General features: G+C 73.6%; 18 protein-coding genes and 1 pseudogene. 4 read left to right on the top strand and 15 right to left on the bottom strand.

The features are described from left to right. Positions 1 to 8: 8 nt before the first annotated feature. From tsaE to galE, 8 genes and pseudogenes are all read right to left on the bottom strand, one after another. On the bottom strand, positions 9 to 632 hold the full coding sequence (gene tsaE, locus MLUT_RS19850) for a tRNA (adenosine(37)-N6)-threonylcarbamoyltransferase complex ATPase subunit type 1 TsaE (protein ID WP_010080420.1): 624 nt from the start codon (positions 630 to 632) through the stop codon (positions 9 to 11). Next, positions 629 to 1834: an alanine racemase gene (gene alr / locus MLUT_RS19855; RefSeq protein WP_010080419.1), complete on the bottom strand. Its 1206-nt coding sequence runs from the start codon at positions 1832 to 1834 to the stop codon at positions 629 to 631. Before alr ends, tsaE begins: the two co-directional genes overlap by 4 nt. Beyond that, the gene (locus tag MLUT_RS19860; RefSeq protein ID WP_010080418.1) at positions 1831 to 3408 is read right to left on the bottom strand and encodes an NAD(P)H-hydrate dehydratase; all 1578 of its coding nucleotides are present in this window, start codon (positions 3406 to 3408) and stop codon (positions 1831 to 1833) included. The genes alr and MLUT_RS19860 overlap by 4 nt, the downstream gene beginning before the upstream one ends. After that, positions 3405 to 3785, bottom strand: a complete 381-nt coding sequence (locus MLUT_RS19865; RefSeq protein ID WP_010080417.1) for a holo-ACP synthase — start codon at positions 3783 to 3785, stop codon at positions 3405 to 3407. The genes MLUT_RS19860 and MLUT_RS19865 overlap by 4 nt, the downstream gene beginning before the upstream one ends. Continuing rightward, positions 3782 to 4513 (bottom strand): ElyC/SanA/YdcF family protein, encoded by a 732-nt coding sequence (locus MLUT_RS19870; protein WP_010080416.1) that lies wholly within the window; start codon positions 4511 to 4513, stop codon positions 3782 to 3784. The genes MLUT_RS19865 and MLUT_RS19870 overlap by 4 nt, the downstream gene beginning before the upstream one ends. Continuing rightward, positions 4510 to 6639 (bottom strand): glycogen debranching protein GlgX, encoded by a 2130-nt coding sequence (glgX, locus tag MLUT_RS19875; RefSeq protein ID WP_010080415.1) that lies wholly within the window; start codon positions 6637 to 6639, stop codon positions 4510 to 4512. The genes MLUT_RS19870 and glgX overlap by 4 nt, the downstream gene beginning before the upstream one ends. 158 nt (positions 6640 to 6797) lie before the next feature. Then, entirely contained in the window at positions 6798 to 8669 is a 1872-nt protein-coding gene (gene glmS / locus MLUT_RS19880) for a glutamine--fructose-6-phosphate transaminase (isomerizing) (protein ID WP_029248317.1), read from the bottom strand. Beyond that, positions 8600 to 9632 (bottom strand): annotated as a pseudogene (galE, locus tag MLUT_RS24300) (UDP-glucose 4-epimerase GalE). The gene glmS and the pseudogene galE overlap by 70 nt, the downstream one beginning before the upstream one ends. 74 nt (positions 9633 to 9706) lie before the next feature. Here galE and coaA point away from each other — a divergent pair. The 3 genes from coaA (at position 9707) to mscL (ending at position 11947) form a co-directional block, all read left to right on the top strand. Further along, positions 9707 to 10717, top strand: a complete 1011-nt coding sequence (gene coaA / locus MLUT_RS19895; protein WP_010080410.1) for a type I pantothenate kinase — start codon at positions 9707 to 9709, stop codon at positions 10715 to 10717. A gap of 94 nt (positions 10718 to 10811) precedes the next feature. Continuing rightward, positions 10812 to 11465: a M15 family metallopeptidase gene (locus MLUT_RS19900; RefSeq protein ID WP_010080409.1), complete on the top strand. Its 654-nt coding sequence runs from the start codon at positions 10812 to 10814 to the stop codon at positions 11463 to 11465. A gap of 59 nt (positions 11466 to 11524) precedes the next feature. Further along, positions 11525 to 11947 carry a large conductance mechanosensitive channel protein MscL gene (gene mscL, locus MLUT_RS19905; RefSeq protein WP_010080408.1) on the top strand — a complete coding sequence of 141 codons (423 nt, stop codon included), beginning with the start codon at positions 11525 to 11527 and terminating at the stop codon, positions 11945 to 11947. A 94-nt stretch (positions 11948 to 12041) separates the two neighbouring features. On the opposite strand, the gene MLUT_RS19910 is transcribed toward mscL, so the two are convergent. Together MLUT_RS19910 and glmM are read right to left on the bottom strand one after the other, a co-directional pair. Next, on the bottom strand, positions 12042 to 12269 hold the full coding sequence (locus tag MLUT_RS19910; protein ID WP_010080407.1) for a hypothetical protein: 228 nt from the start codon (positions 12267 to 12269) through the stop codon (positions 12042 to 12044). An 8-nt stretch (positions 12270 to 12277) separates the two neighbouring features. After that, positions 12278 to 13633 carry a phosphoglucosamine mutase gene (gene glmM, locus MLUT_RS19915; RefSeq protein WP_029248315.1) on the bottom strand — a complete coding sequence of 452 codons (1356 nt, stop codon included), beginning with the start codon at positions 13631 to 13633 and terminating at the stop codon, positions 12278 to 12280. Positions 13634 to 13795: 162 nt separating this feature from the next. Between glmM and MLUT_RS19920 the strand changes: the two genes are divergently transcribed. Next, positions 13796 to 14596, top strand: coding sequence for a peptidoglycan recognition protein family protein (locus MLUT_RS19920; protein WP_010080405.1), 801 nt, complete (start codon positions 13796 to 13798; stop codon positions 14594 to 14596). 65 nt (positions 14597 to 14661) lie between these two features. Here MLUT_RS19920 and ppk2 read toward each other — a convergent pair whose 3' ends face one another. The 5 genes from ppk2 to rplQ form a co-directional block, all read right to left on the bottom strand. After that, the gene (gene ppk2, locus MLUT_RS19925) at positions 14662 to 15651 is read right to left on the bottom strand and encodes a polyphosphate kinase 2 (RefSeq protein WP_010080404.1); all 990 of its coding nucleotides are present in this window, start codon (positions 15649 to 15651) and stop codon (positions 14662 to 14664) included. A gap of 201 nt (positions 15652 to 15852) precedes the next feature. Beyond that, positions 15853 to 16341 carry a 30S ribosomal protein S9 gene (rpsI, locus tag MLUT_RS19930; protein ID WP_010080403.1) on the bottom strand — a complete coding sequence of 163 codons (489 nt, stop codon included), beginning with the start codon at positions 16339 to 16341 and terminating at the stop codon, positions 15853 to 15855. 41 nt (positions 16342 to 16382) lie between these two features. Next, entirely contained in the window at positions 16383 to 16826 is a 444-nt protein-coding gene (gene rplM, locus MLUT_RS19935; RefSeq protein ID WP_002857519.1) for a 50S ribosomal protein L13, read from the bottom strand. A gap of 277 nt (positions 16827 to 17103) precedes the next feature. Next, positions 17104 to 17997, bottom strand: coding sequence for a tRNA pseudouridine synthase A (locus MLUT_RS19940; RefSeq protein WP_010080401.1), 894 nt, complete (start codon positions 17995 to 17997; stop codon positions 17104 to 17106). A 114-nt stretch (positions 17998 to 18111) separates the two neighbouring features. Beyond that, on the bottom strand, positions 18112 to 18840 hold the full coding sequence (gene rplQ / locus MLUT_RS19945; protein WP_010080400.1) for a 50S ribosomal protein L17, sunset domain variant: 729 nt from the start codon (positions 18838 to 18840) through the stop codon (positions 18112 to 18114). Position 18841 lies beyond the last annotated feature (1 nt).

Raw genomic sequence — 18841 nt, forward strand, 5'->3', positions numbered from 1 at the left:
CCGCCAGTCTACGGAAGCACGACGCCGGCCCAGCGCGGGCCGCGGCCGGTCACGACGGCCGAACGCAACTCCTCGGCCTGGCCTCCGTCCTCGTCGGAGAAGTCGGTGACGATGCCGTCCTCCTCCCCCGCCGAGGCCGCGGGGCCGTCCTCACCCCCGCGGGCCCGGACGATCTCGATGTCCAGCCACGAGGCGTCCGGGTCCTCGGGGAACCCGGCGAGGGACTCGGCCATGCCCCGGCCCCACTCGACGACGGTCACGGAGCGGTCCACGCTCGCGTCCAGGTCGAGGTCCGTGAGCTCCCCCGCCGAGCGCAGCCGGTACGCGTCCACGTGCACGAGGTCCGGGGTGCCCGCCGGGGCGTCGGCCGGGGCGGGGTGGACGCGGGAGAGGACGAACGTCGGCGAGACCACGCCGGAGGCCACGCCGAATCCGCTGGCCAGCCCCTGGGTGAAGGTCGTCTTGCCCGCGCCGAGGTCGCCCGTGAGGATCAGCACGTCGCCGGCGCGGAGCACCCCGGCGAGGGCGCGGCCGAACGCCCGGGTGCCGTCGGCGCCCTCGAGCGGGACCGTCGCCGTCAGCACGGGCTCCGGCAGGGTCGGGCCGGGGGCGGGGATCGCGTGGTCGCTCATGGGCGGGCCTCCTGGGTCGGCGTGGGGTCCACGTGCTGCCGGTCCACGCGGCCTCCGATGCGGGTCACCAGCTCGTAGTTGATCGTCCCGGCGGCCGCGGCCCACTCCTCCACCGGAATGCCGGAGGCCGGTCCGAACAGCTCGACGGCGTCGCCGGGCGCGTCCGCGGCGTCCGGGCCGAGGTCCACCACGAACTGGTCCATCGCGATGCGGCCCACCACGGGGACGGTCCGGCCGCCGACGTGGACGCGCGTGCCCTCGACGACGCGCGGGACGCCGTCGGCGTAGCCGACGGGCACGAGCCCGAGGGTGGTGGGCTCCGCCGTGACGTGGCGGAACCCGTAGGACACGCCCTGCCCGGCGGGGACGGCCTTGACGTTGGCCAGGACGGTGACGAGGGACATGGCCGGGCGCAGCCCGAGCTCGGCGGCGGTGACCTCCGCGAACGGGGAGAGCCCGTACAGGCCCAGGCCGACGCGCACCATGTCCAGGTGCGTGTCCGGCCGGGCGAGGGTGGCGGGCGTGTTGGCCAGGTGCCGCAGCAGCGGGTGGCCGAGCGTCTCGGCGGCCTCGGCGGCCATCCGTTCGAACCGCAGCAGCTGCGCCGTGGTCTCGGCGGCCCGGTCCGGCTCGTCCGCCACGCCGAGGTGGGAGAACACGCCCTCCACCCGCACGAGGCCCGCGGCCTCGAGCTCGGCGGCACGCGCGACGAACGCGGGCCACCGCTCGGGCGTGCAGCCGTGGCGGCCCAGGCCGGTGTCCGCCTTCAGGTGCAGGACGGCGCGGGCCTCGGGTCCGGCCCCGCCGCGGGCCCGCAGCCCGCGGACGGCGTCGGCGGCGGCGTCGAGGTCCCAGCCCGAGACGCCGAGGGTCACCTCCGCCTCCACCGCGGCGGCGAAGTCCGTGGCCCCGGTGTGCAGCCACGCGAGCACGGGCAGGGGCACCCCCGCCGCGCGCAGGGCCAGGGCCTCGCGCACATGGGCCACCCCGAGCCGGTCCGCGCCGGCGGCCGCGGCGGCGCGGGCGACGGCCACCGCGCCGTGGCCGTAGGCGTCAGCCTTGACGACGGCGGTCAGCAGCGGCCGGCTGCCGTCGGGGCGCCGGATCCGCTCCCGCAGCACGCCCACGTTGTGCCGGACGGCCGCCAGGTCGATGCGTACGGCGCGCTCGGTGTCCGCCGGGTTGACGTCGGCGCGGCTCATTGGACGGCCTCCGGCTCGGCGTCGTCCGGCCACCACAGGCGCGCGACGCGCGCGCCCAGCGCGGTCGGCAGCGTGGCCGTGGTGATCCGCCCGGCGCGGGCCTGGTCGGCCCCGGCCTGGGCGTGCAGCCAGGCGGCGGCGGCCGCGAGCCGGGCCGTGGGCGCCGGGCCGGGATCCTCCCCGGCCCGGCGCGCCCGCGAGCGCCGCGCCACGTCCGCGGCCAGGACGGCACCGATCGCCCCGGAGAGCACGTCGCCGGTGCCGCCCATCGCGAGGTCGGGCCCGCCGCCGGTCACGACCCACGCCTCGCCGTCCGGGGCGACCACGAGGGTGCGCGGGCCCTTGAGCAGGACCGTGGCGCCGTGTTCGGCCGTCCACGCGCGGAGGGCGGCGAGCGGGTCGGCGGCGTCGGCGCCGTCCGCGGGGACGCGCTCGCGCAGCCGGGACCACTCCCCGGCGTGCGGCGTCAGGACCACGGGCGTGCCGGCCGCGCGCAGCGACCGCAGCTCGGCGGCGGTGAGGAGGGCAAGGGCCGAGGCGTCAGCGAGCAGGGCCGCCTCCGGTCGCTCCTCGAGCGCGGCGAGGACGCCGGCCCAGCGCCGCCGCGCGTCATGCTCGGTGTCCAGGCCGGGGCCGGCCACCCAGGCGTCCGCGCGCGACGGCTCGGGCCCCTTCGCCGAGACCAGCGCCTCGGGGTGGGCGGTGAGCACCAGGTCCCGGGTGGTCTGCGGGCCGGCGTGGTGCACCATGCCCGCGCCCGTGTGCAGCGCGCCCGCGCTCGCGAGCACGGCGGCCCCCGGGTAGCGCTCCGATCCGGCGACGACGGCCACCACGCCGCGCGTGTACTTGTGGGCCTCGGCTGCGGGGGCCGGGTGGGCGGCTCGTGCGGCGGCCTCGTCCATCACGCCCAGCCGCACGGCCGGCGACGTCGGCAGGTGCGGTCCCAGCCCGATGTCCACTACGTGCACGGTGCCCGCGCGCGCGGCCCCCTCCCCGAGGACGAGACCGGACTTGAGGGCGCCGAACGTCACGGTCGCGTCCGCGCGGAGGGCCTCCCCCCGCACCTCGCCGGTGTCCGCGTCCACGCCGGAGGGCACGTCGCAGGCCAGCACGAGCGCGTCCGCCGGCAGCGCGCGCGCCGCGGCGGGCAGCTCGTACTCGCCGGTGAAGCCCGTGCCGAGCACGCCGTCCACCACGAGCGCGGCCTCGGGCGGCACCGCGTCGGCGCGGCGTCCCCCGGCCGCCTGCAGCGCAGCCCAGCCCTCGGCGTGCCAGCGCGGGGCGCCGTCGTCGTCCCGGCGGACGGGCACGGCGACCGCGGCCACGCCCCGGCGGCGCAGGAAGGCGAGGGCGAACAGCGCGTCCCCGCCGTTGTTGCCGGGGCCGACGAGGGCGGCCACGGTCGCCCCGGCCACGGGGCCGCGCTCACGCAGCAGGGCGGCGGCGTGCTCGGCCAGGGCCCAGGCGGCGGCGCGCATCAGCTCCGGGCCGCGCCCGGCCGCGAGCAGGGGCTCCTCGGCCGTGCGCACGGCCGAGCCGGTCACGGCGATGCGGGTCAGGTCATCGGCGGTCATGCGGACTCCTCCTCGGCCGCGCGGCGTTCGGCGACCACGTAGGCGGTGGCGACGTCCCCGTCATGACTGAGGGAGAGGTGCCAGTGGGTGATGCCCAGGGCCTCGGCCTGGGCCTGGACGGTGCCGGTCAGGTGCACGGTGGGGCGGCCGTCGCCGTGGTCCGGGCGCGGGATCCAGCAGTGGTGCCACATCATCCCGGGCGGGGCGCCCATGGCCTTGGCGATCGCCTCCTTGGCGGCGAAGCGCGCGGCCAGCGAGCGCAGCGGCAGGTCCCGCTCGTCCTCGGTGAACAGGCGTGCGCGCAGCGCCGGCGTGCGCTCGAGCTGCGCCCGGAACCGCGGGACGTCCACCACGTCCACCCCCACGCCGACGATCACGCCGCCCCCGCCCGCCGGGCGCCCACGACGACGGCGCCGGCCTCGTCCCCGACGGGCTGCCCGCGCAGTCGCTTGGCCAGGTCGAGCGGCCACTGCAGCACGCCGGGCAGCTGCTGGTCGCAGCCCGGCGTGAGCATCACCTTCCCGTAGGCCAGCACGCCGTAGACGCCGTGCTGCAGGCGGCCGAGCCGGTCGAAGCCGGCGTCGAACGCGTACAGGGACACACGGCCCTCCTCGGGGGTGAAGCACCGCTCCGCCAGCAGCCGCGCGCGCTCCACGTGCTGGTGGAAGGTGAGCACGCCCAGGTGGTGCAGGCCGAGCTCGCGCATGCGGTCGGCCGCATGGATGACCTCGCCCTGGGTGGTCACCGGATCGGGCGCGAAGCACTCGACGGTGACCCCGGCCAGCCGCGGGTCGCGCTCCTCCGGACCGCCGCACAGCTTCTCGTGCCCGTCCGGCCCCAGGTACGTGGAGACGAAGAGCCGGTCGGTGACGCCGGACGCGGCGAGCTCGGTCGCGGCGTCATAGACGCGGGGCCGGCTGTAGAGGACGAGGAGGGCGTCCACGCGCGGTGCGTCGTCCGGGTGCGGGTCCGTCACGGCGTGCGTGGCCCACCCCGCGCCGAAGGCCAGTCCCAGCGCCGCCAGGGTCGCCACGGTGGCGCAGAGGACCCGCGCCCACCGCGGCAGGCCACGGCGGACGCGCCCCCGGTCGACCTGCGGGCTCATGCGCCCTCGGGGACCTGCCGCAGCACGACGGTGGAGCGGGCCTGGACCTCGAGCACGTCCCCGGCGCGCACGCGGGGGTGCGCGCCGCTCGGGGCGACGTGGGACGAGGTGTCCACGACGACCTCCCACTCGGCCGGGAACGTGGGCCCGGGCAGGGTGTACGGCACGGGCTCCCACCACGCGTTCATGAGGACGTAGAAGTCCCGGTAGGGCTCCTCCCCGTCCTCGTCCCCGCGGGGGAGCGTGTGCCCGTTGAGGTAGAAGCCGATCGACCGGGCCTCGGCGCGCCAGTCGTCCTCCGTCTTGGCGGTCGCGTCCGGCTCGAGCCACACGATGTCCGGCAGGGGCGCCTCGATGTCGCGGGCCGCGGGGCGGCCGTCGAAGTGGTGGCGACGGCGGAACACCGCGTGGTCACGGCGCAGCGCGATCAGGTCGCGGGTGAACGCCACGAGCGAGTCGTCCATGGCGGACCAGTCAATCCACGAGATCTCGTTGTCCTGGCAGTAGGCGTTGTTGTTGCCGCCCTGGGTGCGGCCCAGCTCGTCGCCGTGGCTGATCATGGGCACGCCCTGGCTGATCAGCAGGGTGGCCAGGAAGTTGCGGCGCTGGCGGGCGCGCAGCGTCACGACCTCGGGGTCGTCGGTCTCCCCCTCCACGCCGCAGTTCCACGAGCGGTTGTGCGCGTCGCCGTCGTTGTTGTCCTCGCCGTTGGCCTCGTTGTGCTTCTCGTTGTAGGAGACGAGGTCGCGCAGTGTGAAGCCATCGTGGGCCGTGACGAAGTTGACGGACGCACCGGGGCTGCGCCCGTCCCCCTCGTAGAGGTCGGCCGAACCGGTCAGGCGGGTGGCGAACTCGCCGAGCGTGCCGGGCTCGCCGCGCCAGAAGTCACGCACCGTGTCCCGGTACATGCCGTTCCACTCGGACCACAGGCCGGGGAAGTTGCCCACCTGGTAGCCACCCCAGCCCACGTCCCACGGCTCGGCGATGAGCTTGACGGTGCGCAGCACCGGGTCCTGGCGGACCACGTCGAAGAACCCGGAGAACATGTCCGGGCCCTGCTCCCCCTCCACCCGGGTCAGGGTGGTGGCCAGATCGAACCGGAAGCCGTCCACGTGCATCTCGGTGACCCAGTGGCGCAGGGAGTCCATGACCAGCTGGAGGGCCTTGGGGCTGGAGAGGTCCACCGAGTTCCCGGTGCCCGTGTAGTCCATGTAGTGCCGCTCGTCGCCCTCGACGAGGTGGTAGTAGCCGGCGTTGTCCAGCCCGCGCAGGCTGAGCATGGGGCCCTTGTCGTTGCCCTCGGCCGTGTGGTTGTAGACCACGTCGAGGATCACCTCGAGACCGGCGGCGTGCAGGTCCTTCACCATCTTCTTGAACTCGCGGACCTGGCCGCCCACCTCCGAGGAGGAGGCGTAGGCGGCGTGCGGGGCGAAGAAGCCGAGCGTGTTGTAGCCCCAGTAGTTGCTCAGCCCCTTCTCCTGCAGGGTGGCGTCGTTGACGAACTGGTGCACGGGCATCAGCTCGACGGCGGTCACCCCGAGCTCGGTCAGGTGGCGGACCACCTCCGGGTGGGCCATGCCCGCGTAGGTGCCGCGCAGCTCCTCGGGGACGGCGGGGTGCAGCTTGGTCATGCCCTTGACGTGGGTCTCGTAGATCACCGTGTCCGTGAGCTCGACGGCGGGTGGGGCGTCATCGCCCCAGTCGAAGTCCTCGGCGACGACGACGCCGAGCATGCTCGTGCCCAGGTTGTCCGAGGTGTCGATGCGGTCCGGCTCGTCGAAGTCGTACGAGTGGTGCTGCTGGCCCCACTCGTAGTCGCCGGTGAACGCCCGCGCGTACGGGTCCACGAGGATCTTGGCCGGGTTGTGCCACAGGCCGCGGGCGGGGTCCCAGGGGCCGTGCACGCGGTAGCCGTAGCGCTGCCCATGCCCGATGCCCGCCACGTGGGCGTGCCATGTGGTGCCGTGCCGCTCCTCGAGAGGGATGCGCGTCTCCGTGCCGTCGTCGGCGACGAGGCACAGCTCGACCGCCTCCACCTCGCGGGAGACCGCGAGGGCGAAGTTGGTGCCGGTCTCGTCCACGGTGGCCCCGAGGGGGTACGGCTGGCCGATCTCCACTGTGTGCATGACTCTCCGGGGTCTCGTCGTGCGGCCCGCCGGGTGCGGCGGGCCTCCTCGGGGAGTCTACTGGCGCGGGCGGACGCCATCCCCGGACGCGTCGCGGGCCCGGCCGCTGTGTGGCGGCCGGGCCCGGCAGGAGAGGTCGCGGTGGCCTCAGCGGCGGATCACTCCACCGTGACGGACTTGGCGAGGTTGCGCGGCTGGTCCACGTCGTAGCCCTTCGCCGTGGCGAGCTCGAGGGCGAAGATCTGCAGCGGGACCGTGGTCAGCAGCGGCATGAGCATCGGCTGGGTCTCGGGGACCTCGAAGACGACCTCGGCCTGGCCGCGCACGGCCGCGTCGCCGCGCTCGGCGACGGCGAAGGTGCGGGCGCCGCGGGCACGGACCTCCTGGATGTTCGAGACCACCTTGGCGTGCAGCGAGTGACGGTCCAGGGGCGAGGGCATGACCACGAAGACCGGCTGGCCGTCGTCGATCAGGGCGATCGGGCCGTGCTTGAGCTCGCCCGCGGCGAAGCCCTCGGCGTGGATGTACGCGAGCTCCTTGAGCTTGAGCGCGCCCTCCATGGCCACCGGGTAGCCGACGTTGCGGCCGAGGAACAGGACGGAGGTGGCGTCGGCCATCGAGCGGGCGAGCTCCTTGACCTGGTCCTTGCCGGCGAGGATCTCCTCGATCTTGCCGGGGATCGCCCCGAGGTCCGCCAGGATGTCCTTGATCTGGCCGCTGAACAGCTTCTTGTTCAGCTGGGCCAGGTACAGGCCCAGCAGGTAGGCGGCGGTGATCTGCGCCAGGAACGCCTTGGTGGAGGCGACGGCGATCTCGGGGCCGGCGTGCGTGTAGAGCACGGCGTCCGACTCGCGCGGGATCGTGGAGCCGTTGGTGTTGCAGATGGACACGGTGCGGGCGCCCTGCTCCTTGGCGTAGCGGACCGCCATGAGGGTGTCCATGGTCTCGCCGGACTGGGAGATGGACACCACGAGGGTGTGCGGGTCGATGATCGGGTCGCGGTAGCGGAACTCGTGGGAGAGCTCCACCTCCACGGGGATCCGGCACCAGTGCTCGATGGCGTACTTGGCCACCGTGCCCGCGTAGGCGGACGTGCCGCACGCCAGGACGATGATCTTGTCGACGGCCTTGAGCTCCTCGGGGTCGATCCGCAGCTCGTCCAGCATCAGCGCGCCGGCGGCGTCCGTGCGGCCCAGCAGGGTGTCCTGCACGGCCTGGGGCTGGTCGTGGATCTCCTTCTCCATGAAGGTCTCGAAGCCGCCCTTCTCCGCGGCCGAGGCGTCCCAGTCCACGGTGAAGCGCTTGCCCTCGGCGGGGCCGCCCCGGAAGTCCGAGATCTCGACGGCGTCGGCCGTGATCGTCACGACCTGGTCCTGCTCGAGCTCGATGGCCTCGCGGGTGAAGTCGATGAAGCCGGAGACGTCCGAGCCCAGGAAGTTCTCCCCCTCGCCCAGGCCGACGACGAGCGGCGAGTTGCGGCGCGAGGCCACCACGCGGTCCGGGTGGTCCACGTGCACGGCCAGCAGGGTGAAGGCACCCTCGAGGCGCTGGGAGGCCAACTGCATGGCGCGGGTCAGGTCCTGGCCGGCCGCGTGCCGGTAGACGTCCGCGAGGAGGTGGGCGGCCACCTCGGTGTCCGTCTCGGAGAGGAACTCGACGCCCTTGGCGAGCAGCTCCTCGCGCAGCTCGGCGTAGTTCTCGATGATGCCGTTGTGGATGAGCGCCAGCCGGCCCTCGTCCGCCACCTGCGGGTGGGCGTTGCGGTCGGTGGGGCCACCGTGGGTGGCCCACCGGGTGTGGCCGATGCCGACGAGGCCGGTGGGGATGGGGTGCTCGGCGAGCTCCTCGGCGAGGTTGGCGAGCTTGCCCGCCTTCTTCCGGTGGTACAGCTGACCGCCGTCCACCACGGCCACACCGGCGGAGTCGTATCCGCGGTATTCGAGACGACGCAGGCCCTCCATCAGGACGTCGAGAGCGCCGTGCTCACGATCCGACTGGGGCTGGCCGATGTATCCGACGATTCCGCACATGCGCACGAGAATACCGGGCCGGACCCGACTTCGGCGCACGACTCGGCGATGTCCCCGGGCCGGCGCTCGACCACGCGGTAGGGGATGCGGCCGCCCGTGACCGCCTCGAAGGCGCGCACCATCTCGAACACGGTGACGCCCTCGCCCCGGCCGATGTTCCAGACCCGGGTCGTCGTACCGCCCCCGGTCGCCACCCGTGCCGCGAGCCATTCGAGTCCGGCCACGTGCGCCTCCGCGAGGTCCATCACGTGGATGAAGTCGCGCACGGCGCGGCCGTCGCGCGTGTCGAAGTCCGCGCCGAACACCCGCAGCTCGGGGTAGGCGCCGGAGGCCACCCGCGCCACGAAGGGCATGAGGTTCGCCGGCACCCCGCTCGGGTCCTCGCCCAGCCGCCCGGAGGGATGCGCGCCGACCGGGTTGAAGTAGCGCAGCATCGCCAGCCCGCCGCCGTCGACCATGGCGCAGACGTCGCGCAGCACCTGCTCCGCCATGAGCTTGGAGTGCCCGTCGGGCGAGACCGGTCTGTGGCGGCCTCCTCGGCGACCGGCACCGGCGCGCGGTCGCCGTACACGGTCGCGGAGGAGGAGGACAGGACCGTGCGGGCGCCGGCCGCGAGCGCGGCCTCGGCGACGGCGGCCGTGCCGCCCACGTTCACGTCGTAGTAGGCGGCGGGGCGGGTCATCGACTCGGTGGGCGACTTCAGCCCCGCGAGTGCACCAGTGCGGCCGGGCCGAAGTCCGCGAGCGCCCCGCGGTAGTCCTCGGGTCGGCGGATGTCGGCCACGTGCAGGCGCAGCCGCGACCCGCCCAGGCGCGTCCCGGCGAGCTCGGCGACGCGCTCGAGCGACGTCGTCGTCGCCGTGACCAGGCTGTCCAGGACGAGGACGTCGTGGCCCGCCTCGAGCAGCGTGAGCACGGTATGGGATCCCAGGTATCCGGCGCCGCCGGTCACGAGAACGCGCATGGGCCGATCCTATCCGTGCCCTGTGACGTCACGCGGGGGCCCGCTCCGGGCGGGCCGCGGCCATAATGGATCGGGTGACCTACACCCCCCCGACCTCCGAGCTGTCCCTCGTGGGCCCCGAGGAGCCCGCGGACGCCGTGCCCGACGGCCACCAGCGCTCCCCCTTCGTGGAGCTGGACCGCCAGACCTGGGCCCGTCTCGCCTCGGAGATGGCGCAGCCCTTCGACCAGGCGGACGTGGAGCGTCTGCGCGGCCTCGGCGAGCATCTGTCCCTGCGCGAGGTCGCCGAGGTCTACCTTCCGCTCTCGCGCCTGCTGAGCATCAACGTGGAGGCCTCCGCGGCCCTGCGCAGCGCGACCAACGCGTTCCTCGGCGAGCGGACGGGGCGCACCCCGTACGTGATCGGGGTGGCCGGGTCGGTCGCCGTCGGCAAGTCGACGACGGCGCGCGTGCTCCAGGAGATGCTGCGCCGCTGGCCGACGACGCCGCGCGTCGAGCTGGTCACCACGGACGGGTTCCTGCACCCCAACGCGGTGCTGCACGAGCGCGGCATCCTGTCCCGCAAGGGCTTCCCCGAGTCCTACGACCGCCGCGCGCTGCTGCGCTTCATGGCGGACGTCAAGTCCGGGGCACAGGAGGTGCGCGCGCCCGTGTACTCGCACATCACCTACGACATCGTGCCGGGCGAGGAGCAGGTGGTGCACCGTCCCGACGTGCTGATCGTGGAGGGGCTCAACGTGCTGGCCCCGCCGCGCACGCGGGCCGACGGCACCGCCGGGCTCTCCGTCTCCGACTTCTTCGACTTCTCGGTGTACGTGGACGCACGCGCGTCCTGGATCCGGTCCTGGTACATCGACCGGTTCATGGGTCTGCGCTCGGGGGCCTTCGCCGACCCGCGCAGCTACTTCCACCGATACTCCTCCCTGTCGGACGCCGAGGCTCAGGCGACGGCCGAGTCCATCTGGGACTCCATCAACGGCCCGAACCTCGAGCAGAACGTGCGCCCGACCCGCGGACGCGCCCGGCTGGTGCTCACGAAGAACGCGCAGCACGAGGTGACCCGCGTGCTGCTGAGGAAGGTCTGATCCGTGCGTCGCCCCCCTCCCCCGCGCCGCGCTGGCCGCGCTCGCGCTGCTCGCGGCCGGCTGCGGCACGTCCGCCGCAGGCCCGTCCTCGGCGATGCCGGCTTCCGGCTCCTCGAGCGCGGCCGCGTCGTCCCGCGCCGCCTCGAGCACGGCGCCGTCGTCGAGCACGCACGCCGACCCGGCCGCCCTCGACGTCGTCGTGAACAAGACCCGCCCCGTGGCCCCGCCCGACTGGGCGCCCTCGGATCTGGTGGCCGTGCCCGGCAGCGAGCTGCCCCTGCGGGCGGAGGCCGCGACGGCGGCCGGTGACCTGCTGGATGCGGCCGCGGCGGCGGGCCACGACCTCACCACCCTGAGCGCCTACCGCTCGTACGACTACCAGGTCCGGACGTACGGCCACTGGGTCGACGAGCTGGGCCGCGCCGAGGCCGACCGCGTCTCGGCGCGTCCGGGGTACTCCGAGCACCAGACCGGCCTGGCCTGGGACGTGGGCGACGCCGCGACCCCCACGTGTGACCTCGAGGCGTGCTTCGGCGACACCGCCGCGGGCCGCTGGGTGGCCGCGCACGCCGCCGAGCACGGGTTCGTCATCCGCTATCCCGCCGGGGCCGAGGACGAGACGGGCTTCGCCCACGAGCCCTGGCACCTGCGCTACGTCGGGTCCGCGGAGGCGGCCCGGGTCGAGGCGGCCGGCGGCGTCCTCGAGACCGCGTGGGGTCTGCCTCCGGCGCCGGACTACGCGGACTGAGACGCACGACTCGCTCGACCCTGTACCGCGCCGACCTCGTCACATGTACGATTCTCCCCATGATCCAGGGATTCAAAGACTTCATCATGAAGGGCAACGTCCTCGACCTTGCCGTCGCCGTCATCATCGGCGCCGCCTTCGGCAAGATCGTGAACGCGCTCGTCGAGGCGGTCCTCATGCCGCTCATCGCCGCCGCCGTGGGCTCGCCGAACTTCGACTCGTTCGCCGTGCTGACGGTCAACGGCAACGACGTGAAGTTCGGCGTGCTGATCACCGCCATCGTCAACTTCCTGCTCATCGCCGCGGCCGTGTACTTCGCCATCGTGATGCCGATGAACAAGATGGTCGAGGCCCGCAACCGCCGCCTCGGCATCGACCCCGCCGAGGAGGAGGTGGCCGCCGACGTCGCCGTGCTCACCGAGATCCGCGACCTGCTCGCCGAGCGCCGCGGCGGCCCCACCTCCGGGACCACCGCCCTCTGATCACCCCCTGTCCGACGCCGAAGGGCCCGGGACGACTCACGCGAGTCGCCCCGGGCCCTTCCTTCATGCCCTCGGCGGCACCGGGGCCGTACCCTCAGGGCCGCGACGTCGTCCGGTCCGCGCTGGACCCGGCGTCCGGGGCGACCTCCGAGTCCTGCCGGTCCGGATCCAGGCACGGCAGCCACTCCACGGGGGCGCTCTGCCGCGCGCACACGGGCGCGTCCACGGCGAGGAACGCGGCCGACCACAGGACCGCCAGCCCCGCGAGCAGCCCCGCGAACAGGGTCCAGCGGCGGGGCCGGGGGGCCGCGTCCGACGTCATCGGTCCGGTCAGTCGTGCAGGCGCAGCTCGCGCTGCACGACGTCGGCCAGCACCTGGGCCTCCCGGCCGGCGGTCTCCTCGTCCGGGGCCTCGACCATGACGCGCACGACCGGCTCCGTGCCCGACGGGCGCAGCAGCACGCGGCCGGTCTCGCCGAGGCGGGCCTCCGCCTCGGCCACCGCCGCCTGGACGGCCTCGTCCTCGGCGGCGCGGGACTTGTCCACGCCGCGCACGTTCACGAGGACCTGGGGCAGCCGGTCCATCACCGCGGCCAGCTCGGAGAGCGGGGTGCCGGTCTCGGCGACGCGGGAGGCGAGCTGCAGGCCGGTGAGGACCCCATCGCCGGTGGTGGCGTGGTCCGAGAAGATCACATGGCCGGACTGCTCGCCGCCGAGCGAGTAGTCGCCGAGCTTCATGCCGGCCAGGACGTAGCGGTCGCCCACCTGGGTCTCGACGAGCTGGACGCCCTCCCGGCCCATGGCCAGCTTCAGGCCCAGGTTGGACATGACGGTCACGACCAGGGTGTCGTCGCGCAGGACGCCGCGGTCCTTGAGTGCCACGGCCATGACACCCATGATCTGGTCGCCGTCGACGACCTCGCCGCGCTCGTCCACGGCGAGGCACCGGTCGGCGTCGCCGTCGTGCGCGATGCCGAGGTCCGCGCCGTGCTCGCGCACGGCCGCCTGGAGCTTTTCGAGGTGGGTGGAGCCGTAGCCGTCGTTGATGTTGAGCCCGTCCGGGGACGCGCCGATCACGACGACCTCCGCGCCGGCGGCGCGGAACGCCTCGGGCGAGCAGCCGGCGGCCGCACCGTGGGCGCAGTCCAGGACCACCTTGAGCCCGTCCAGCCGGTGCGGGAGGGTCTGCAGGAGGTGGAGGACGTAGCGGTCCTCGGCGTCCGCGAAGACGCGCACGCGGCCCACGTCCGCGCCCTGGGGCCGCCGCGGCGTCACGCCCTCGAGGTGACGGATGATCTCGTCCTCCTGCGCGTCGGTCAGCTTCTCGCCGCCGCGCGCGAGGAACTTGATGCCGTTGTCCGGGGCCGGGTTGTGGGAGGCGGAGATCATCACGCCGAAGTCGGCGTCCAGGTCCCCCACGAGATAGGCGGCGGCGGGGGTCGGCAGCACGCCCGCATCCCACACGTCCACGCCCGAGGACGCCAGGCCCGCCTGCACGGCGGCCGCGATGAACTCGCCGCTGATGCGCGGGTCCCGGGCCACGACGGCGACCGGGCGTCGGCCGGCGTCGAAGGCCTCCGCACCGAGGACGGGCGAGGCGGCCTGGGCCAGCTGGACGGACAACTCCACGGTGAGGGTCTCGTTGGCCAGGCCACGGACGCCATCGGTTCCGAACAATCTCGACATGATCAGTCAGTGTAGGGGCCGCCCCTGCGGCCTGCATCACGGGCGGGTCACGAAACGGGCCCGGGGGCGGTAGCATCGGAGCGGTCGAGCCCCCGCGGCCGCGCGCCCGTCCGCTCACATCCGCCCGGGAGGCCCCGCCCCGAACCCGAAGGACCTCGATCCATGCCCGACGTGACCCCGCCCCCGCCCTCCCGTTCCTGGACGCGCCGCAGCGTGCTGGGCGGCACGGGCCTGGCGATCGCCGCCGGCGTGGCCGGCTGCGGGCGTGATGAGCAGGCCGAGCAGAGCTCGGAGGGCGACGAGCAGACCACCCGCCTGCCCGCCCCGGACATCATCACCACCGCGCAGTGGGGCGCCATGCAGCCCAACTACTACCTGCAGACCCTGAACGAGCGCCCCTCGTACCTGGTGATCCACCACACCACCACGCCGAACGTCACGGACGGCTCCCGGGAGGCGGCGGAGAGCATCGCGCAGGTGGTCCAGAACGCGCACATGAGCCCCGCGAACGACTGGGGCGACACCGGGCAGCACTTCACCGTCTCCCGCGGCGGCTTCGCGATGGAGGGCCGCCACGGCTCCCGGCACGCGCTCGAGGGCGGACAGACGTTCATGCTCGGCGTCCACGCGCTCGGTTTCAACGCGTATGCGCTCGGCATCGAGTGCGAGGGGCTGTACATGCTGAACCCGCCGCCGCAGAGCCTCTACGCCGGCCTGGTGCCGCTCGTCGCCTACATCTGCCAGCAGTACGAGCTGCCGCCGTCCCGCATCATCGGCCACCGCGACGTCACCGCCACCAGCTGCTGCGGCGACGCGTTCTACGCCAAGCTGCCGATCCTGCGCGAGGACGTCCGCCTCTCCCTGGCCTCGGGCGAGTACCACGTCTCGGAGGGCTTCGGGGCGGACAACCTCTTCGACGACGCACACGTCACCCCGGAGTACGTGGAGGAGGAGCGCGGCTGAACCCGCCCCCGCACACGACGGCGCCCCTCACCGGAAGATGAGGGGCGCCGTCGTGTGCCGCCCGGTCAGCGCACGCGCGGGAACGAGCCGCCGGAGACCTCGCCGTACTCGGCCAGCGCGTTGGCCGGGCCGCAGATCTGCGGGTCGGGGCGGTGGACGATGCGCTCGTCCTTGTCCGGGTAGGGCAGCGTGTGCAGCACATGGCGGATGGCCTCGAGGCGGGCGCGCTTCTTGTCGTTCGACTTCACGACGGTCCACGGGGCGTCGGCCGTGTGCGTGTAGAAGAACATGGCCTCCTTCGCGTTCGTGTAGTCGTCCCACTTGTCCAGGGAGGCCAGGTCGGTGGGCGAGAGCTTCCAGCGACGCACGGGGTCGGTCTCCCGCGCGGCGAAGCGGTTGAGCTGCTCACGCTGGGACACGGAGAACCAGAACTTGATGATGTGCACACCGGAGTTGACGAGCATGCGCTCCAGCTCAGGGGTCTCGCGCATGAACTCGAGGTACTGCTGCGCCGTGCAGTAGCCCATGACGCGCTCGACGCCGGCCCGGTTGTACCAGGAGCGGTCGAACATCACGATCTCGCCGCCGGAGGGCAGGTGTTGGATGTAGCGCTGGAAGTACCACTGCGAGGCCTCCTCCTCCGTGGGCTTCTCCAGGGCCACGGTCCGGGCGCCGCGGGGGTTGAGGTGCTCGTTGAAGCGCTTGATGGCGCCGCCCTTGCCGGCGGCGTCGCGGCCCTCGAAGATGATCAGGACCTTCTGGCCGGTCTCCTTGACCCAGAGCTGCATCTTCAGCAGCTCGATCTGCAGCTCACGCTTGCGTCGCTCGTAGCTCTTGCGGCTGAGCTTGGTCTTGTACGGGTAGCCCTCACGCCAGGCCTGCGGGTCCGGGGTGGGGGTCTTCTTCTCCCCGCCGAGCTTGCGGCCGAGCTCCCGGATCTCGTCCACCTCGGCGGCGTAGTCACGGGTTACGGCGAAGGGGGCCTGCGCGGCGTGCTCCGTGCCGTGCTCGCCACGGGTGCGGGGGTCGGGCGTAGGACTCGTGTTCTCGGCCACGGCGGCTCCTGAGGGTGTCTTCGACCGGACCGCGCACCGGACGGGCGAGCGGCCCGTCATGGCGTCGTCGCCATGCGTCTTCATATTACCTCTGGGTCAGGTGCCGCCGGCCCACGGAGACGGCGGACGCCCCGCCCTGCTCGTGAGGAGCAGGACGGGGCGTCGGCGGGGGGCACGGTGGGGACACCGTGCGGCGCAGGATCAGCGCTTCGAGAACTGCGAGGCCTTGCGGGCCTTCTTGAGGCCGGCCTTCTTGCGCTCGATGACGCGCGCGTCGCGGGTCAGGAAGCCGGCCTTCTTGAGCGCCGGGCGGTTGTGCTCGCGGTCGATCTCGTTGAGGGCGCGGGAGATGCCCAGGCGCAGCGCACCGGCCTGGCCGGAGGGGCCGCCGCCGTGGATGCGGGCGATCACGTCGTAGGCGCCGGTCAGCTCCAGCAGCGTGAAGGGGTCGGAGACCTCCTGCTGGTGCAGCTTGTTCGGGAAGTAGTTCTCCAGGGCGCGGCCGTTGATGGTCCACTGGCCGGAGCCGGGGATGAGGCGCACGCGGGCCACGGCCTCCTTGCGGCGGCCGACGGCGGAGCCGGGCACGGTCAGGGCCGGGCGCTCGGAGGCGGCGGGGGCCTCGGCGGTGGCGGTGGACTCAGAGGTGTAGCTCGTCAGCTCCACGTCGTCGTTCTCGTTGATGCTCATGGTTCTCCTCAGGGAAGGTCTGCGTCAGTGGCCCGCCGGGGTCACTGGGCGACCTGGCCGATCTCGAAGGTCTGGGGCTGCTGGGCGGTGTGCGGGTGCTCGGCGCCCTTGTACACCTTCAGCTTGGAGAGCTGCTGGGCGGCCAGCGAGTTCTTCGGGAGCATGCCCTTGACGGCCTTCTCCACGGCGCGGACCGGGTTGGTCTCGAGCAGCTCGGCGTAGGACTGCGACTTCAGGCCGCCCGGGTAGCCCGAGTGGCGGTAGGCGCGCTTCTTCTCGAGCTTGGCGCCGGTGAGGGCGACCTTCTCGGCGTTCACGATGATGACGTAGTCGCCCATGTCCATGTGGGGGGCGAACGTCGGCTTGTGCTTGCCGCGCAGGAGGGTGGCGGTGTGGGAGGCCAGGCGGCCGAGGACGACGTCGGTGGCATCGATGATGTGCCACTGACGGTCGGCGTCGCCAGGCTTGGGAGAGTACGTACGCACGTTGTCTGCCTTCAGGGTCGGTGGTGGTCCACAGCACCTGCCCGCCGGGTCGTGATTCCGGCGCGCTCGCGCTGTCAGTTCTCCGTGCGCGCCGGTCCCCCAGGTGAGGGCTGGAAGGCGTCCGGGCCCGATGCCCCGGGGGTGCGGCGCGAGCTGAAGGCCATGCAACTGAGCCACTCGCGGCACGACGCATCCGGGTGCGGGCATGCGCAACGTCCCCCCATCCTACCGAACGCGGGCCCCGGAGCCAAAAGCCGCCGCCGCGGGCCACCCCGGCTCACAGGGTCCGCTTCGCCCGGGTGCCCTCGGCGCGCCGGCGCAGCTCCTCCGCCTCGTCGGGATAGCCGACGGCGAGCAGCGTCAGCCCCCCGGGCGGGGCGAGGCGCACCTCGGAATCGCGGGCCGGCCTCGCCACCCGGTGCGCGAGCCAGCCGGGCTCGCGTACCCCCTCCCCCACCTGGAGCAGCGCCCCGACCATCGCCCGGACCATGTTGTGGCAGAACGCGTCGGCCCGGATCCGGACGCGCACGACGCCGTCCTCATCGCGTCGCACCTCCAGGTGCTGGACCTCGCGGATGGTCGTGGCGCCCGCGCGGGGCCGGCAGAAGGACAGGAAGTCGTGCAGCCCGAGGACGGCGTCGGCCTCCAGCGCCATGAGGCGATCGTCCAGGGCGGCGCCGTGCCAGTGGGTGAAGCCCCGCGTGCGCGGATCACGCGCGGCGGGTACGTCGTCGATCCGGTACTCGTACTCGCGCCACAGCGCGCTGAACCGCGCGTCGAAGCCCGCGGGGGCCCGCCGGGCCCCGTGCACGACGACGGCCCCGCCCCACCCGGAGAGCACCCCGCCGAGGCGTCGGGTGAGGGAGGTGGCCGGCTCCAGGCCGGGCCGGCCGCGGGTCAGGCCCGCCCACTCCGTCTCGGCCAGGTCGAGGTGGACGACCTGGCCGCGCGCGTGCACCCCCGCGTCGGTGCGTCCGGCGACCACCGTGCGCACGGGCCGGCGCAGGATCCGCTCGAGCCCGTCCTCCAGCGCACCCTGGACCGAGTCGAGACCGGGCTGGCGGGCCCAGCCGTGGAAGGCGCCGCCGTCGTACGCCAGGTCCAGGCGGACTCGCACGGACGCGGGTTCCCCGGGCGCCGGCGGGGCGTCCGGGCAGTGCTGCTCGCTCATGCTGCTCCTCTAGGCGGGGCGGGGCCGGGGACGGCGAAGGGCCGCCCACCGACTGGTGGGCGGCCCTTCGCCGGTGCGTCGTCACGGAGACGGACGCGGACTCACGCGATGGCGTCAGGCCATCTTCTGGGCGGCCTCGCCACCGGCGGGCTCGAAGCCCGCGGCCTTGGCCTCCTCGACGGTGGAGAACCAGACCTCGGCGGTGGTCTGGTCGTACCAGCGCGAGCCGGGGACGTGGTACTTCTTCGAGCTGGCGTTGCCCTTGATGGTGGCCTCCGCCGGAGCCGAGCCGTCCTCGTTGGTGGGCACGGCACCGTCGATCTCGGCGGCGGTCTCCTGCGACTCGGCCACGGTGACCTCCTCGGTGGCGGCCGGGTCGACGGCCTCCACCGGGGTGGACTCCGCCGGGGCGGCCGGCGCGGACGCGGCGGCCTGCTTGGCCTCACGCACCACGGCCTGCTTGCCGGAGATCGGGTCCATGATCAGCTCGATCACGGCCATGGGCGCGTTGTCGCCATGGCGGTTGCCGATCTTGGTGATGCGGGTGTAGCCGCCGTTGCGCTCGGCCATCGCGGGGCCGATCACGGTGAACAGCTCGTGCACGACCGCCTTGTTGGTGCGGTTCTTGGCGGCGATGAGACCCTGCACCTTGCGGCGGGCCGGCAGATCGCCCTTCTTGGCGAAGGTGATCAGACGCTCGGCGTAGGGGCGCAGGCGCTTGGCGCGGGTGAGCGTCGTGGTGATCGACTTGTGCTCGAACAGCTGGGCGGACATGTTCGCCAGCATGATGCGCTCGTGGGCCGGGCTGCCGCCCAGACGCGGACCCTTGGTGGGGGTAGGCATG

It is taken from the genome of Micrococcus luteus NCTC 2665, from assembly GCF_000023205.1.
GTDB lineage: Bacteria > Actinomycetota > Actinomycetes > Actinomycetales > Micrococcaceae > Micrococcus > Micrococcus luteus.